The sequence below is a fragment of the Spirillospora sp. NPDC000708 genome (assembly GCF_040299565.1).
In the GTDB taxonomy this organism is placed as follows: domain Bacteria; phylum Actinomycetota; class Actinomycetes; order Streptosporangiales; family Streptosporangiaceae; genus Spirillospora.
Genome location: NZ_JBEPCJ010000054.1, coordinates 1 through 16,503, shown reverse-complemented (window position 1 = coordinate 16,503; position 16,503 = coordinate 1). Strand labels below are relative to the sequence as shown.

5 protein-coding genes are annotated in these 16,503 nt (G+C 70.3%); 1 reads left to right on the top strand and 4 read right to left on the bottom strand.

Features of this window, described 5'->3' with window-relative positions:
* Window positions 1-6: 6 nt before the first annotated feature.
* From ABT299_RS31840 to ABT299_RS31825, 4 genes are all read right to left on the bottom strand, one after another.
* The gene (locus tag ABT299_RS31840; RefSeq protein ID WP_500253000.1) at window positions 7-807 is read right to left on the bottom strand and encodes an alpha/beta fold hydrolase; all 801 of its coding nucleotides are present in this window, start codon (window positions 805-807) and stop codon (window positions 7-9) included.
* A 21-nt stretch (window positions 808-828) separates the two neighbouring features.
* Window positions 829-2,415, bottom strand: a complete 1,587-nt coding sequence (locus ABT299_RS31835; RefSeq protein ID WP_190858200.1) for an MBL fold metallo-hydrolase — start codon at window positions 2,413-2,415, stop codon at window positions 829-831.
* A 46-nt stretch (window positions 2,416-2,461) separates the two neighbouring features.
* The gene (locus ABT299_RS31830) at window positions 2,462-2,809 is read right to left on the bottom strand and encodes a hypothetical protein (RefSeq protein ID WP_387022279.1); all 348 of its coding nucleotides are present in this window, start codon (window positions 2,807-2,809) and stop codon (window positions 2,462-2,464) included.
* Window positions 2,810-3,001: 192 nt separating this feature from the next.
* Window positions 3,002-4,987 (bottom strand): ABC transporter ATP-binding protein, encoded by a 1,986-nt coding sequence (locus tag ABT299_RS31825; RefSeq protein ID WP_500252999.1) that lies wholly within the window; start codon window positions 4,985-4,987, stop codon window positions 3,002-3,004.
* Between the two features lie 302 nt (window positions 4,988-5,289).
* On the opposite strand from ABT299_RS31825, the gene ABT299_RS31820 reads away from it, so the two are divergent.
* Window positions 5,290-16,503, top strand: an 11,214-nt coding sequence (locus tag ABT299_RS31820; protein WP_500252998.1) for a non-ribosomal peptide synthetase, incomplete at its 3' end; no start/stop codon positions are given.

Genomic DNA, 16,503 nt, shown 5'->3' with positions numbered 1-16,503 from the left:
CTTGCGTCAGTACTTGTCGAGGAAGTCGATGATGGCACGGTTGGTCTCCTCCGGTCGCTCCAGATAGCCGAGGTGGCCGCATGCCGCTATCTCGGTGAAATCGCAGTCCGGGATGGCCTCGCTCGCCTCGGCGCACAGGTGCGGCGGGCAGATGAGGTCATCGGTGAAGGCGATGACCCGGCAGGGCGCCTTGATCGTGCGCAGCACCGCATGCCGGTCCGCGGTGAAATCGATGTCGGCCTGCCCGCTCGACACCTTCCGCCCGCTCGAGTACATGAAGATGTCCAGCCACCCGGCGGCCGCCGTGTCGTCGTTGAGCGTCGCGGGCGAGAGCATCTGCAGCGCCGCTGCGACGGCCTCGTACTCGCGCGGCAGCTCGACCGACGCGGCGGTCATCGCGCGGTCAGCGGCCGAGAGCGCCCGCCGGGTGGCGTCCGAGCGCCCGCGCATCGCCATCAGCACGCAGCAGGTCACCAGCTCCGGCCTGGTGGCGGCGACCTCCGAGGCGACCATCGCGCCCAGCGACGTCCCGACCAGGGAGCACGGCCCCACGCCGAGCGCCTCGATCAGCCCGGTCACGTCGCCGGCGAGATCGGCGAGCGCGTACTTGCCCGCCGGCACGTCCGACGGCGGGATCCCCCTGGTGTCGAACGTGATGGCCTCGTACCCGGCGCGGTTCAGCGCGGGCACCTGGTGCACCGTCCACGCGCTGCCGCCCCCGCCGGTGCCCATGATCAGGACGACCGGCTTCCCGGCGCCCGAGCGCTCGTAGGCCAGCCGGATCCCGTTGACCTTTGCGAACGGCATCGGAGCGCCCTCCCCGGTGGTTCACCATTTCCACTCGTGCTGCCCGTAGAGGTGGTCCGCCTTGACGCCGTGCTCGGAGCACCAGGTCATGAACTCCTCGACCTGCTTCAGCTGATAGGAGTCCTCGTTGTAGCTGGTCGCCATCACATGCCCGACCAGCCAGTCCTCCTCGCCCATGGCGTAGACGTAGGCCTCGGCCGCGCCGAGTTCGGTCAGGATCGCGCTCGCCTGGGCCGCGTTCGAGCCGGAGAGCGTGCGCGAATCGCTCATCTTCTTCGTCACCGGCGCGGTCAGCAGCGCTCCGTAGAGCCAGGTGAGCGGCGCGCCCGCGCATTCCATGCCGAGGAACGCCATGTCCACCGCGCCGGCCTGCCTGCGCATGTAGCGGTAGAGGCCCGGCTCGATCCCCGAGGAGTCGGCCCCGATGTAGACGGTCTTGCCGGCGAACTTCGCGATGTAGGTCGACTTGGCGCGGATGTCGAGGTCGGCGTGCTCGCCGAGGAAGGGCGCGGCGATGACCGTCCCGCCGGGGAACGGGACCTCGGAGAAGTCGTCGACCTCGGTCACCGGCAGCCCGAGACGCGAGAGGTAGAGCGCCAGGGAGGGGTCCGCCAGGCTGCCCCGCGACGACCTCGGGACCACCACCGTCCCCACCCTGCCGCGCAGCTGCAGCAGGGTCTCGAGCACGATGTGGTCCTGGTGGCCATGCGTGATCAGCACCAGGTCGATGAAGTCGGGCAGGTCGCGGTAGGTGTACCGGCCGGTCGCCGCGGCGTCCGAGCTGACCCACGGGTCGGTGATGACCGCGCCCTCCGGGGTCTGCAGGACCAGGCACGCATGCCCGAAGTACCTGATGCGCCCGCCGTCGCCGATGTGCCGGTCGCCCGCCAGGTCCGGCTTGTCGGTGAGCAGGCGGGGCAGCTGCGCGGCCTGGGCGTCGTCGAGTTCCAGCGCCTCCCGGAGGCGGCCGAGCGTCGTGGGCTCCAGCCGGGCCCGGCACAGCTCCTCCAGCCCCGGATGCCGGAACGGGATCGGGAGTTCGAGGACGTCCGGGCCGGGCAACCGCGGCGTGCTCAGGATGAACGGCCGCTCGACACCGGTGTCCAGCGACAGCTGCACGCACTGCCGGTCCTCGGTGTAGACCGGGCTCTCGTACACCAGCGGCTCCATATAGCGGATGGACGGCTGGTTGTTGGTGTCGTACGCCATCTCGACCAGTCCCGAGAGGGCGGCCGGGAGCTTGGGGTAAAGCGGCGTCATCGCGAATCCGGTCGCGCTCTGCCGGACGAGCTCCTCCCCGTCGGAGATCGCCGCCGCGAAGTCCAGCATGGGCGCCCGGTCCCGCTTGATGGCGGTGAGCAGGTCGCGGACCTCCGCGACCCGCGACGGGTCGATATTGACGAAGAAGCCGCCCCTGAGTTCCGGGTTGCGGCTGGCGTTGATATGCACCTGCGGGGATTGCAGATACGACTCGAGCAGCGGCACCTGCGCGTATGCGAGATTCATCGCGGCCTGCACCGGCGCCACGGTGTGCAGCCATGCGTAGAACCTGTCGACCAGGGGTTCGATTATCAGGTCGGGCCGCACGAACACGGGCTCGTCGATCACCTTCGCGCCTCCATCCAGGAAAGCATCTGACCCGAGCGCAACGGAATCACTGCGCGCCGGCGGTTACCACGGACTTGTCGACGAGCATGAGGCGGCCGGTCCCCTTGAGCGTGGCCAGGTCGAGGTCGGCGACGCAGCGGACCGGGTCGTCGTTGAGGATCAGGAAGCCCTCGATATGCACCGAGCCGGTGCCGTTGTCGAAGTCGGCGGCGCTGGTGTCCGTCGCGTCGCGGTCCAGCCGGACGCCCAGTTCGGTGCCGCCCCGGGTCTCGGTGAACTTGATCAGGCAGTACCCGAGGTCGCCCACCCGCTCGTGCAGTTCTTCGACGGTGGGTTGTGCCCCGCCCATGACCACGGGCTGTTCGGTGGTGAGGCGCTCGGTCAATTCATCCATGAAAACCCGCTCCTGTTTTCCGGCCACGTTGGGTGGCAGCAATCTACACAGCCGATGTTCAGGCGTCGAGATGAAAGGGAACCCCCTGGACGGCGTTCAACCGGGATCGTCACCTCAGTTGAACAAGGGCGCGCGTGACCGCCGAAAAGGGCCGCGCCGTGATGCGGTACGCCGAGGGTTTCTGTAATGGATTCAGCCGGGCAGCGGGCCGGTACCGGCCGTCTCGCCCCGGCCGTTGCTCCCCTGGGACGCGAACTGCGTGCGGTAAAGGCTCGCATAGAGCCCTTCCTCCATCAGCAGCTCCTCGTGCGTCCCGCGCTGCCTGATCCGCCCCGCGTCGATGACGACGATCTGGTCCGCGGCGCGGATCGTGGTCAGCCGGTGCGCGATGACCAGTGACGTCCGTCCCGAGAGCGCGGTCCGGAGCGCGCGCTGCACGGCGGCCTCGGACTCGACGTCCAGGTGCGCCGTCGCCTCGTCGAGCACCACGATCGGCGGTGCCTTGAGCAGCAGCCTGGCCAGGGCGATGCGCTGCTTCTCGCCCCCCGACAGCCGGAAGCCGCGGTCGCCGGCGACCGTGTCGAGCCCGTCCGGCAGTGAGGCGATCAGCGGCCAGATCTGCGCCGCCTCGCAGGCCTCCACCAGGTCGCTCTCGCTGGCGTCCGGGCGCGCGTACAGCAGGTTCTGCCGGATCGTGTCGTGGAAGAGGTGCGCGTCCTGCGTCACCATCCCGACGGTGTCCTGGACGGACCGGAGCGTCAGGTCGCGGATGTCGCGGCCGCTGATCCGCACCTCCCCGGAGTCGGGGTCGTAGAACCTCGGCACCATCTGCGTGATGGTGGTCTTCCCGGCTCCCGACGGCCCTACCAGCGCGGTCAGCCGGCCCGCCGGGACGCGAAAGCTCACGTCGGACAGCACCAGCGCCTCGCCGGAGGACTCGTGGACCGGCCGCCGGACCGACTCCAGCGAGACGAGCGAGACCGCGTCGGCGGAGGGATAGCTGAACGACACGTGGTCGAACTCGATCTCGGGCGCGCGACCGCCGCCCGTGTCGCGCCCGCCCGTGTCGCGCCCGCCGGTGTCACCGCCGCGCGCGTCGCCGACCGGCAGCGCGATGGCGGTGGGACGCTGCGTCACCAGCGGCTTGAGGTCCAGGACCTCGAACAGGCGGTCGAAACTGACCAGCGACGTCAGGATGTTGGCCTGGATGCCGGAGAGCTGGTTGATCGGGCCGTAGATCCGGCCGATCAGGGTGATCAGGGCGACCAGCGTCCCGATCTTGAACGAATGGTTGATGACGAGGTAGCCGCCGATCCCGAACGTCAGCGCGAGGATCAGCGAGGACGACAGCGACATCGCGATGCCGAGCACCTGGCCCATCACGTTCGCCCGCGCGCCGACGTCGCGGACCCGGCCGGCCTTGTCCGCGAACAGCCTGGCCTCCTCGTCGGGCCGCCCGAACAGCCGGACCAGGATCGAGCCGGCCACGTTGAAGCGCTCGTTCATCACCGAGGCGAGTTCCGCGTTGAGCTGCATCTGCTCTCTGGTCAGCCGCTGCAGCCTGCGGCCGACGGCCTTCCCCGGCAGGACGAGAACGGGGACGATGACAATGGCGAAGAGGCTGATCTGCCAGGACAGGTAGAACATCGCGACCAGCACGAAGACCAGCGTCAGCAACGTGTCCACGGTCCGCGACAACAATGTCGTGACCGCCTGCTGCGCCCCGACGACGTCGGAGTTCAGCCTGCTGACGAGTGACCCGGTCTGCGAACGCGTGAAGAAGACCGGGGTCTGTTTCTGTACGTGCTCGAATACCTCGGTGCGCAGATCGTAGACGAGTCCCTGGCCGATTCTGGCGGAGGTCCTGGTCTGGATGTAGACCGCGCAGGCATCGGCGATCGCGAGCCCCGCCAGAAGTGCCGTCAGTTCAATCACGACCGACAGCCTGCGCGGAACTATTCCGGAATCGATGATGACGCCGAAGAGCAGCGGATTGGCCGTCGTCACGCCCGCGTCGATGACGGTGAGGGTGATCAGCAGAACGAGCGACCAGCGGTATTTCTTGATATATGGAATTACTCGCCGCACGGTTCCCGGCCTGATCCGCCGGCGGCCGGGTGAATCGCGCTCCGTCGCCGCCGTCCCGAATTCGTGGGCGGGTGCTCGGGTGGCTGGCATCCGGTTCCTCCTGAGGACGGCATCGCCGATTGTCCGCTGCGAGTCTTTCTAGAATAGTTCGGCGAAGAGGCGGGGCCGGTGGCGTTCAACTGGCGCGCCGGTTCAGTTGAACGGAAATGTTGTGCTCAGTCTATGACTGGTTATGATCGGCGTTAATGCTGTTGGTGAATATCTCTTAAGCGGGCGGATCTGGAACCGTTGCCGGACGGGTGCCGCCAGAGGTCCGCGACCCGTACTCGCCCGACATGAGCGCTCGGTCCCGCGCGACCGGCTTCGGCTCGCCGCGGCGTGCCTAGGAGGGGATGTTGCTCGTGGTAGCCGAGGATCCGGGCAACGGCGATGATGGGACACGCTCCGACGGCCGGCCGCGTCGCCGGACCGCCGGACCGCCGGTGCTGGAGCTGCCGGGCGGCCGGTCCTCGGCCGCCCCGCCCGTCACGGCACTGGCCCGCTTCGCCGTCCCTGCCGAGGTGACGGACGGCCTGCGGGCCGCCGCCCGCGCCGCGGGGACGGACATGTCCCGCATGTCGCTGGCTGCGTTCCTGGTCCTGCTCGCGCGCTACACCGGCCGGGACGCCTTCCTGGTCGGTGCCGCGCTCGCGGAGCGGGACGGACCGGAGGCCGCGGGCGGCCGCGGGCCGGCCGGGAGCACTCGGGTGCTGCGGGCCGATCTGTCCGGCGACCCGCTGGTCTCCGAGCTGCCGGACCGGATCGTCGCGGCCGGTGAGCGGGACTCCGAGGAGGGACGGTCGCAGCCGCCGCTCGTCCAGGTCGGATTCAGGTACGCGGTCCCGGACGGCGGGGCCGGCGCGGTCGCGCCGCAGCAGCCGGACCTGGAGTTGCGGCTGGCCGAAGAGCCCGCCGGTGGACTGGCCGGAACGCTCGCGTACTCCACGGCCGTCTGCGACGCGGCGACCGCCGGCCGGCTGGCGGAACACCTGGGCGTGCTCCTGGCGGCGGTGGCGGCGGACCCGGATCGGCGGGCCGCCGACCTGCCCCTGCTCCTGGAGGACGAGCGGGAGCAGCTGCTCGTCACCTGGAACGACACCGCCGTGCCGGTGCCCGCGTGCGGGGCGGACGAGCTGATCGCCGCCCAGGCCCTGGAGTGCCCGGACGCGGTCGCCGTCGCGGCGGACGGCGTCTCGCTGACGTACGCCGGGCTGGAGGCCCGGGCCTCCCGGCTGGCCCGCCACCTGCGGGACGCGGGTGTGGGCCCCGAGACGGTGGTCGGGCTGTGCTTGGGCCGCACCACGGACCTGCTGGTGTCGGTGCTGGCGGTATGGAAGGCCGGCGCCGCGTACGTGCCGCTCGAGCCGGGCCATCCGGCCGCGCGCCTGGCGTTCGTCCTCGCCGACAGCGGGGCCCGCGTGGTGATCGGGACCGAGGCGACGGCCGGACACCTGCCCGCCGGCCGGGCACGGGTGATCAAGATGGACGCGCCGGAGGTCCGGGAGGTGCTCTCGGCGGGGCCGGCGCTCCCGCGTCCGGCGGCCGCCCCGGCCGAGCGGCTCGCATACGTGATCTACACGTCCGGGTCGACGGGCGAGCCCAAGGGCGTGGCGGTCACCCACCGGGCGCTGGCCAACTACCTGGCCTATTCGCGGGACGCCTATCCGGGGCTGCGCACGGGGTCGGTGGCGCACTCGCCGATCTCGTTCGACCTGACGGTGACCGCGCTGTTCGGGCCGCTCGTGTCCGGTGGCTGCGTCTTCCTCGCCGGGCTGGACGAGGCGTGGCAGGCGGGCGGGAAGGCGCCCGCCGGGTTCCTGAAGATCACCCCGAGCCATCTGCCGCTCCTGGACGCGATGGGCGAGCGGGGCCACCGCGGCGACCTGGTCGTGGGCGGCGAGCAGCTGACCGCCGAGTCGCTCGCGGGGTGGCGGGACCGGAACCCGGGCGTCGCGGTCACCAACGAGTACGGCCCGACCGAGACGACGGTCGGGTGCGTCGGCCACCGGTCGGCTCCCGGCGAGCCGCTGGCGCCGGGACCGCAGCCGGTCGGGCGCCCGGTCTGGAACACCCGGGTGTACGTGCTGGACGGGCGGCTGGATCCGGTGCCGCCGGGCGTGCGGGGTGAGATCTTCGTCGGCGGGGCGGGGGTCGCCCGGGGGTACCACGGGCGTCCGGCGCTGACCGCGGAGAGGTTCGTCGCGGACCCGTTCGCGGCCGACGGGTCGCGCCTCTACCGGACCGGTGACCTGGGGCGGTGGGATGCGGACGGCATCCTCGAATTCCACGGCCGGGCCGACGACCAGGTGAAGGTCAGGGGATTCCGGATCGAGCCGGCCGAGGTCGAGTCGGTGCTGGCCGGGCATCCGCGGGTGGCAGCGGCGGCCGTGGCCGCCGTCGGCCACGGCGCGGGGACCCGGCTGGCCGCCTGGCTGGTCCCGGCCGACGCCGCCGCCGGTGCCCCGGCGGTGGGCGAGTTGCGCGCGTACCTGGCCGAGCGGTTGCCGGAGTTCATGGTGCCGTCGGTGTTCACCGAGGTGGCGGCGCTGCCGCTGTCGCCGAACGGGAAGCTGGACCGGTCGGCGCTGCCGGAACCGGACATGTCACGGCCCGACCTCGGTGCCTTCACCGCTCCCGCCACCCCTACCCAGGAACGGCTGGCGCGGATCTGGGCGCTCGTGCTGGGAGTGGAGCGGGTCGGCGCCGACGACGACTTCTTCGCGCTGGGCGGCCATTCGCTGCTGGCGACGCAGGTCGTCTCGCGGGTGCGGGAGGAGTTCGGGGCGGAAGTGGCGATGGCGGCGCTCTTCGACCACCCGACCGTGGCCGGGCTGGCGGAGGTCGTCGAGAACGCCGAGGGCGTCGCCGTCCCCCCGGTGGTCCCCGTCCCGCGGGACGGGCGGCTGCCGCTGTCGTTCGCGCAGCAACGGCTGTGGTTCGTCAGCCAGCTCGAACCGGAATCGGCCGAGTACACCGTGTCCGCCCCGTCGCGACTGGCCGGACCCCTGGACGTGGCGGCGCTCGGTGCGGCTTTGACCGCCGTCGTCCACCGGCATGAGGTGCTGCGGACCCGGCTGGTGGCGGGCGACGACGGGGTGCCGTTCCAGGTGATCGACCCGCCGTCGCCGTTCCGGCTGCCGGTCGCCGACGTGTCCGACGCGGCGGACCCGCTCGCGGCGGCCGCCGCCCTGGTCGCCGCGGACGCCGCCGCGCCGTTCGACCTGGCCGCCGGGCCGGTGATCCGCGCCTGCCTGGCCAGGCTGGCTCCCCGCGATCACGTGCTGGTCCTGTCGGTGCACCACGTCGCCTCCGACGAGTGGTCGGAGGAGATCCTGCGGCGCGAGCTGGTCGCGCTGTACCAGGCGTTCCGCAGCGGCGAGGCGGATCCCTTGCCGGCTTTGCCGGTGCAGTACGCGGACTACGTGTCGTGGCAGCGCCACTGGCTGACCGGTGACGTGCTGGAATCCCAGCTGGCCTACTGGCGCGAGCAGCTGGCCGGAGTGCCGGTGCTGGACCTGCCGACCGACCGGCCCCGCCCGCTGGTCCGGCCGACCGCCGGGGCCGCGGTGGAGTTCACCGTCCCGCCCGAGCTCACCGACGGCCTGCGCGCCGTCGCCCGTCAAGGCGGCGCGACGATGTTCATGACGCTCCTGGCGGCGTTCATGGCCCTGCTGGGCCGCTACGCCGGCCGGGACGACTTCGCGGTGGGCACCCCCGTCGCCAACCGCGACCGCGCCGAGACCGAGAACCTCATCGGGTGCTTCATCAACTCCCTGGTGATGCGGGCCGACCTCTCGGGCGACCCGACGTTCGGCGAGTTCCTGGCCCGGGTGCGGCAGGTGGCGCTGGCGGCGTACGCGAACCAGGATCTGCCGTTCGAGCAGCTGGTGGACGACCTGATCACCGAACGGGACCAGTCCCGCACCCCGCTCTTCCAGGTCCTGTTCAACTACAACATCCCCACCGCGGAGGAGCAGGGCGGCGGCGACATCGCGTGGACGCGGGCGGATCTCGGCGGCGACGTGGTGGCGCGGACGGACGTGCGGTTGGTGCTCGTCGAGCGGGATGGCGCATTGGCGGGCGCGGTGGAGTACAGCACGGGGCTGTTCGACCGCGATTCCGTGACGCGGTTGGTGGGCCATTTCGCGGTGCTGCTGAATGGGATTGCCAGAGGCGATGGGGACCTGCGTTTGTCCGCCCTGCCGATGGTCTCCGAGGCAGAGCGGGAGGAGCTGCTGAGCTGGGGTGTGGGCGTGGACGCCGATGCCCAGGCCGGTGATGACGGTGGTGTCGTGGCCTTGGTTCTGGGCCAGGCGGCGGTGCGGGCGGATGCGGTGGCGGTGGTGGTGGGGGACGTAAGCGTGACTTATGGGTGGTTGGTGGGGCGTGCGGGGCGGTTGGCGGGTTATCTGCAGGGTTTGGGGGTTGGTCCGGGGTCGGTGGTGGGTTTGTGTGTGCCGCGTGATGTGGAGATGGTGGCGGCGGTGTTGGGGGTGTGGTTGGCGGGTGCGGCGTATGTGCCGTTGGACCCGGGTTATCCGGCGGATCGGCTGGGTTTCATGCTCGCTGACAGTGGTGCCGGTGTTGTGGTGGGCGTTGGGTCGGTGGTGGGGGATGTCCCGGTGGGACGGGGCGTCCGGGTAGTAGAGCTGGACGACCCGGTGACGGCGGCGGTGATAGCCGGATCCCCGGTGACGCGTGATGCTGCGGCTGGTGAGGGCCTGGCGTATGTGATGTACACGTCGGGGTCGACGGGTCGGCCGAAGGGTGTGCTGGTCGGCCACGGCGGTGTCGCGAATCTGGTGGCGGGCCAAGGCCCGGTGTTCGGGATTGACCCGGGTGCGGTGGTGGCGGGGTTCGCCTCGTTCAGTTTCGACGCGGCGGTGTCGGAGGTGTGGGTGACGCTCGGGCACGGTGGGCGTCTGGTGATCGTGGATGAATCCGAGCGGGTGGACACCGCGCGGCTGGCGCAGGTGTTGGCTGCGGCGGGGGTCGGAGTGGTGACGTTGCCGCCGTCGGTGGCGCGTGTGGTCGACCCGACTCAGTTCGCGGGTTTGGCGACGTTGGTGTTGGCGGGCGAGCGGGCTGACGGGCATTTGGTGGCCCGATGGGCGGACCGCTGCGTGGTGGTGAACGCCTATGGGCCGACCGAAGCATCGGTATGTGCGACTGCAGGCAGCGTGAACAAGGTCGCGGCTCCGAGCGGAGTGGTGCCGATCGGGACACCGCTGCCGGGTGTGCGGGTGCACGTACTGGATGAGCGACTGAACCCAGCGCCGATGGGTGTGGCAGGTGAGTTGTTCATCGGTGGTCTGGGCTTGGCGTGGGGTTATGCGGGGCGTGCGGCGTTGACCGCCGAGCGGTTCGTCGCCGATCCGCTGGCGGGTGATGGTTCGCGGTTGTATCGCTCGGGCGACCGGGCGCGGTGGCGTCCGGGCGGCGTGCTTGAGTTCCTCGGCCGGATCGACGAGCAGGTCAAGGTACGAGGGTTCCGGATCGAGCCCGGCGAGGTCGAGGCCGTACTGACCGCTCACCCCCAGATCACCGCCGCCGCAGTCGCTGTAACCACAGACATGGCGGAGGCCGGTGAGCAGGATCCGCAGTTGGTCGCGTGGTTGGTGCCTGCCGATCCGGATTCCGGTGTGCCTTCTGTCGCTGAGTTGCGTGAGTTTGCTGGTAGGCGGTTGCCGGAGTTCATGATTCCGGCCTACTTCTCCGAGGTCGCCGAGTTCCCGTTGAGTCGTAATGGGAAGTTGGATCGGGCTGCGTTGCCGGCGCCGGATGCGGGGCGGTTGGTGGGGCGCGTTTTTGTGGAGCCGCGGTCGGAGACCGAGCGTGCGCTGGCGGGGATTTGGGCGGAGTTGTTGAAGGTGGAGCGGGTGGGGGTGGAGGACAATTTCTTTGAGTTGGGGGCGCATTCGCTGTTGGCGACTCGGGTGGTGTCGCGGGTCCGGTCGATGTTCGGGGTGGAGATCGCGGTCTCGGCCTTGTTCGACGCCCCGACGCTGGGTCAGTTGGCCGAGGTGGTGGACGCGGCGGCCGGAACGGTCGTGCCGCCGGTGGTCCGGGTATCGCGAGATCAGCGGCTTCCGCTGTCGTTCGGGCAGCAGCGGCTCTGGTTCGCCGACCAGATGGAGCCCGGGTCCGCGGAGTACAACGTCCCGATGCCGCTGGCGATGAGTGACGTCGACGTCGAGGTTCTGGCTTCGGCGTTGTCGGCGCTGGTGCGGCGGCATGAGGTGCTGCGGACGCGGCTGGTGGCGGGTGAGGACGGGGTGCCGTTCCAGGCGGTCGATCCGCCGTCGCCGTTCTGGCTGCCGGTGGTGGACGTGTCCGCCGCGCGTGATCCTCATGCAGCCGCGGGCGTGCTGGTCGGGGCGAGCACGGCAGAGCCGTTCGACCTGGCCGCAGGACCACTGATCCGCGGATGTCTCGCGCGGCTGGCGAGTCATGACCACGTGCTCGTTTTGTCGGCCCATCACATCGTCTTCGATGAATGGTCGGCGGAGATTTTCCGGCAAGAGCTGGCCGCGCTGTACGAGGCGTTCCGGCGGGGCGACTCGGATCCGTTGCCGGCGTTGCCGGTGCAGTACGCGGATTTCGCGGTGTGGCAGCGGCGGTGGCTGACCGGTGAGGTGCTGGAAGAGCAGTTGGCCTACTGGCGGGAGCAGTTGGCGGATGTTCCGGTGCTGGACCTGCCGACCGACCGGCCCCGCCCCCCGGTGCGGTCCACCACAGGCTCGTTCGCGGCCTTCGCCTTCCCCGCTCCAGTGGCCGAGGGCCTGCGGGAGGTAGCGCGGGCTGCCGGGGCGAGCATGTTCATGACGGTGCTGTCGGCGTTCATGGTCCTGCTCGGGCGGTACACCGGTCAGGACGACGTGGTGGTGGGGACGCCGGTGGCGAACCGGGATCGGGCCGAGACCGAGGGTCTGATCGGGTTCTTCGTGAACACGCTGGTGATGCGGGCCGATCTGTCCGGAGACCCGACGTTCGCTGAGCTGCTGGAGCAGGTCAGGGGCACCGCGCTGGACGCCTATGCCCACCAGGATCTGCCGTTCGAGCAGCTCGTCGACGAGCTGGTCACCGAACGCGACCGGTCCCGCACCCCCCTCTTCCAGGTCCTGTTCAATCACCGCGGAGACGACACCGAAAGCTGGCTCACGGTCAGCGATTTCCAGCCGGAGCGAACGATCGTCAAGTTCGACCTGCAGGTCACCTTGGGCGAAACCGCTCAGGGCTTGACGGGCGAGGTCAGGTACAGCACCGGCCTGTTCGACGTCAGCACCGTGGCGCGGTTGGTGACCCATCTGGGCGTGTTGTTGGAAGGCGTCGCTGAGAGCGGCGAGGAGCGGCGGTTGTCCGAGCTGCCCATGGTCTCGATGCCGGAGCGGGAGGAACTGCTCGGCTGGGGCGCCGGTGCTGAAGTCGGCGTCGAGTCCGGCGTGGTGGGTTCGGTTCTGGGGCAGGCGGCGATCCGGCCGGACGCGGTGGCGGTGGTGGTCGGGGACGCCTACCTGACCTATGGGCGGCTGGTGAGCACGGCCGAGCGGCTGGCGGGTTATCTGCGGGGGGCGGGGGTCGGCGCGGGATCGGTCGTGGGGCTTTGTCTTCCGCGTGATGTGGAAATGGTGGTCGGCATTTTGGGGGTGTGGTTGGCGGGTGCGGCGTATGTGCCGTTGGACCCGGGATATCCGGCGGACCGTTTGGAGTTCATGCTCGCCGACAGCGGCGCCGACGTCGTGGTGGGGATGACGGAGTCGGCGGAAACACTGGGCACAGTGCCGTCCGAAGTGACGCGGGTGGTTTTGGACGATCCGGCGACGGCGGCGGCCATTGCGGCGTCCCCGGCGGTGCGTGATGGGGCGGTTGCCGCGGCTGGTGGGGGTTTGGCGTATGTGATTTATACGTCGGGGTCGACGGGCCGGCCCAAGGGTGTGTTGGTGGGGCATGGTGGGGTGGCGAATCTGGTGGCGGGTGTGGGGCCGGTTTTGGGTGCTGGTCCTGGGGTGCGGGTGTTGCAGTTCGCCTCGTTCAGTTTCGACGCGGCGGTACTGGACGTCGCGGCGGTGCTGGCCGGTGGCGGGACGTTGGTGGTGGCCCAGGCGGCGCAACGTGCCGAACCCGCCCGCCTGACGGCACTGGTGCAGGCATCGGGAGTACAGGCGACGAGCGTCGCGCCGTCGCTGCTGGCGTTGCTGGATCCCCGCGAGTTCGCCCCGGTGCGGTCGATGATCGTGGGCTCTGAGCCGGTCAGCGGCCAGATCGCGCGGGAGTGGGGTGCCGGGCGGCGGATGTCGATCGGTTACGGGCCGACCGAGACGACCGTCATCTGCTGCACGGGCCTGGTGGACCCGTCCGCGGAGGGAGCGCCGCCGATCGGACTGCCCGTGGCCAACACGCTGGTACGGGTGCTGGACGAGAACTTGAACCTGGTCCCGGTCGGGATCAGCGGTGAGGTGTTCATCGGCGGTGCCGGGCTGGCCTTCGGCTATCACGCGCGTCCGGTACTGACCGCCGAGCGGTTCATCGCCGATCCGTTCGCCGGTGACGGGTCGCGCCTGTACCGGTCGGGCGACCGGGCGCGGTGGCGGGCCGACGGGTTGCTGGAGTTCACCGGCCGGGCCGACGAGCAGGTCAAGGTCCGCGGGTTCCGCATCGAGCCCGGCGAGATCGAAGCCGTCCTGACCGCCCATCCGGACGTCGCGGACGTCGCGGCCGGGGTCCTGGGAGAGGGCGCGGACGCGCGCCTCGTGGCGTGGCTGGTCCCCGCAGGCCCCGAGGCCGGAATCCCCGAAGCGGGCGAGTTGCGGGAGTTCGCGGCCAGGCGGCTGCCCGAATTCATGATCCCTGCCGTGTTCACGGAGGTGGCGGCGTTTCCGCTCACCCCGAGCGGCAAGCTCGACCGTGCGGCGCTGCCCGACCCGGGCACCGAGCGGCCCGAGGTCTCCGCCGGCTACCAGCCGCCCAGAACCGAAACTGAGCAGGTTCTCGCCGGAATCTGGACACAGATCCTCGGCATCGAACGCGTCGGTCGCAACGACGACTTCTTCGAACTCGGCGCGCACTCGCTGCTGGCGACCAGGATGATCTCGAGGATCCGGCGGGTGTTCGGTGTGGACGTCCCGCTCACCGCGGTGTTCGACGAGCCCACCGTGGCCGGGCTCGCCTCGGTGATAGAGGAGGCCGCGGCCGGGGCCGCGGCGCCGCCGATCGTGCCGGTGCCGCGGGAGCAGCGGTTGCCATTGTCGTTCAGCCAGCAGCGGCTCTGGTTCCTGGACGTCCTGGAGCCGGGGTCGGTGGAGTACAACGTCCCGATGCCGCTGCGGTTGCCGGCGGCGGTGGACGTGGGGGCTTTGACGGCGGCGTTGTCGGCGGTCGTGGGTCGCCATGAGGTGCTGCGGACGCGCCTGGTCGCTGGTGACGACGGGGTGCCGCACCAGGTGATCGATCCGCCGTCGCCGTTCTCGCTTCCGGTGGTGGATGTCTCGGCTTCGGTGAATCCGCACCATGCGGTTCAGGCGCTGGTGGTGGCGGACGCGCTCACCCCGTTCGATCTCGCTGCCGGGCCGCTCATCCGGGCGTGCCTGGTGCGGGTGTCGGATGACGAACATGTGCTGGTGATGTCGCTGCACCATGTCGTGAGCGACGAATGGTCAGGGCAGATCCTGCGCGACGAGTTGGCGACGCTGTACGAGGCGTTCCGGCGGGGCGAGCCGGATCCGTTGCCGGCGTTGCCGGTGCAGTACGCGGACTTCGCGGTGTGGCAGCGGCGGTGGCTGACCGGCGAGGTGCTGGAAGAGCAGTTGGCGTACTGGCGGGAGCGGCTGGCCGGGGTGCCGGTGCTGGACCTGCCGACCGATCGGCCCCGCCCCCCGGTGCGCTCGACCTCGGGCGCGGTGATCCGTTTCGCCGTTCCCGGCCTGGTGGCGGAGGGCTTGCGGGAGGCGGCGCGTGCTGCCGGGGCGAGCATGTTCATGACGGTGCTGTCGGCGTTCATGGTGCTGCTGGGGCGGTATGCCGGTCAGGACGATGTGGTGGTGGGGACGCCGGTGGCGAACCGGGATCGGGCCGAGACCGAGGGTCTGATCGGGTTCTTCGTGAACACGCTGGTGATGCGGGCGGACCTGTCGGGCGACCCGTCGTTCACCGAGGTGGTGCGGCGGGTGCGGACGATGGTCCTGGCCGCGCACGCCCACCAGGACCTGCCGTTCGAGCAGCTGGTGGACGACCTGGTCACCGAACGGGACCGGTCGCGGACGCCCCTGTTCCAAGTGCTCTTCGGGTACGACACCCTCGGCAGCGGCAGCGAGGGCGGCTCCGGACCCGCGAGAGAGCTGAACTGGGATGGCGACATCGGCTGGGCGGCGCGGGGCGGGCTGGACGACGCGCTGGCGGTGAAGGCCGATCTCGAACTCACCATGACCGACCGGGACGGCGAGCTGGCGGGTGCGGTGGAGTACAGCACTGCTTTGTTCGATGCGGGCAGTGTGGCGCGGTTGGTGGGTCATTTGGGGGTGTTGCTGGAGGGGATTGCCGGGGGTGGTGGGGAGCGGCGTTTGTCGGAGTTGCGGGTGGTGTCGGAGGGGCAGCGGGCGGAGTTGCTGGGTTGGGGTGCTGGTGGTGAGGCTGCGGTTGAGTCGGGTGTGGTGGGTTCGGTTCTGGGTCATGCCCGGGTGCGGGCGGACGCGGTGGCGGTGGTCGTCGGAGACGTGAGCGTGACTTATGGGTGGCTGGTGCGGCGTGCGGAACGGCTCGCCGGCCATCTGCGGGGATTGGGTGTCGGCCCCGGATCAATGGTGGCTCTGTGTGTGCCACGTGATGTGGAAATGGTGCTCGGCATATTGGCGGCGTGGCTGGCCGGAGCGGCGTACGTCCCATTGGACCCGAAATACCCGGCAGACAGGCTCGGCTACATGCTCGCCGACAGCGGCGCGGACGTCGTGGTGGGAACGGCCGAATCGGTAGAAGTGCTGGGCGCAGTGCCGTCCGAAGTGACGCGGGTGGTTTTGGACGATCCGGCGACAGCGGCGGGCATTACGGCTTCTCCGGTGGTGCGTGATGGCGGGGCTGGTGGGGGTTTGGCGTATGTGATTTATACGTCGGGGTCGACGGGGCGGCCGAAGGGTGTGTTGGTGGGGCATGGTGGGGTGGCGAATTTGGTGGCGGGTGTGGGGCCGGTGTTGGGTGCTGGTCCTGGGGTGCGGGTGTTGCAGTTCGCGTCGTTCAGTTTCGACGCGGCGGTACTGGACGTCGCCGCCGTGCTGGCCGGTGGTGGGACGTTGGTGGTGGCCCAAGCGGCGCAACGTGCCGAGCCCGCCCGTCTGACGGCGTTGGTGCGGGCGGCGGGTGTGCGGGCGATGAGTGTGACTCCGTCGTTGTTGGCGGTGGTGGATCCGGGGGCGATGCCGGGTCTGGTGACCGTGTTGACGGGTGCGGAGCTGCTGACCGAGCCGTTGTCGCGGGCGTGGTTGGGGCATGTGCGGTTGGTGAACACCTATGGTCCGACCGAGGCGACGGTGATGACCACCACCGTGGCGTTGGATCCGGGCGGGTCTGGTGTGCCGCCG

Excerpts from the sequence above, each read along its gene's own strand:
- ABT299_RS31840 (WP_500253000.1), bottom strand. The coding sequence starts at position 807 with ATGCCGTTCGCAAAGGTCAACGGGATCCGGCTGGCCTACGAGCGCTCG.
- ABT299_RS31830 (WP_387022279.1), bottom strand. The coding sequence starts at position 2,809 with ATGGATGAATTGACCGAGCGCCTCACCACCGAACAGCCCGTGGTCATG.
- ABT299_RS31825 (WP_500252999.1), bottom strand. The coding sequence starts at position 4,987 with ATGCCAGCCACCCGAGCACCCGCCCACGAATTCGGGACGGCGGCGACG.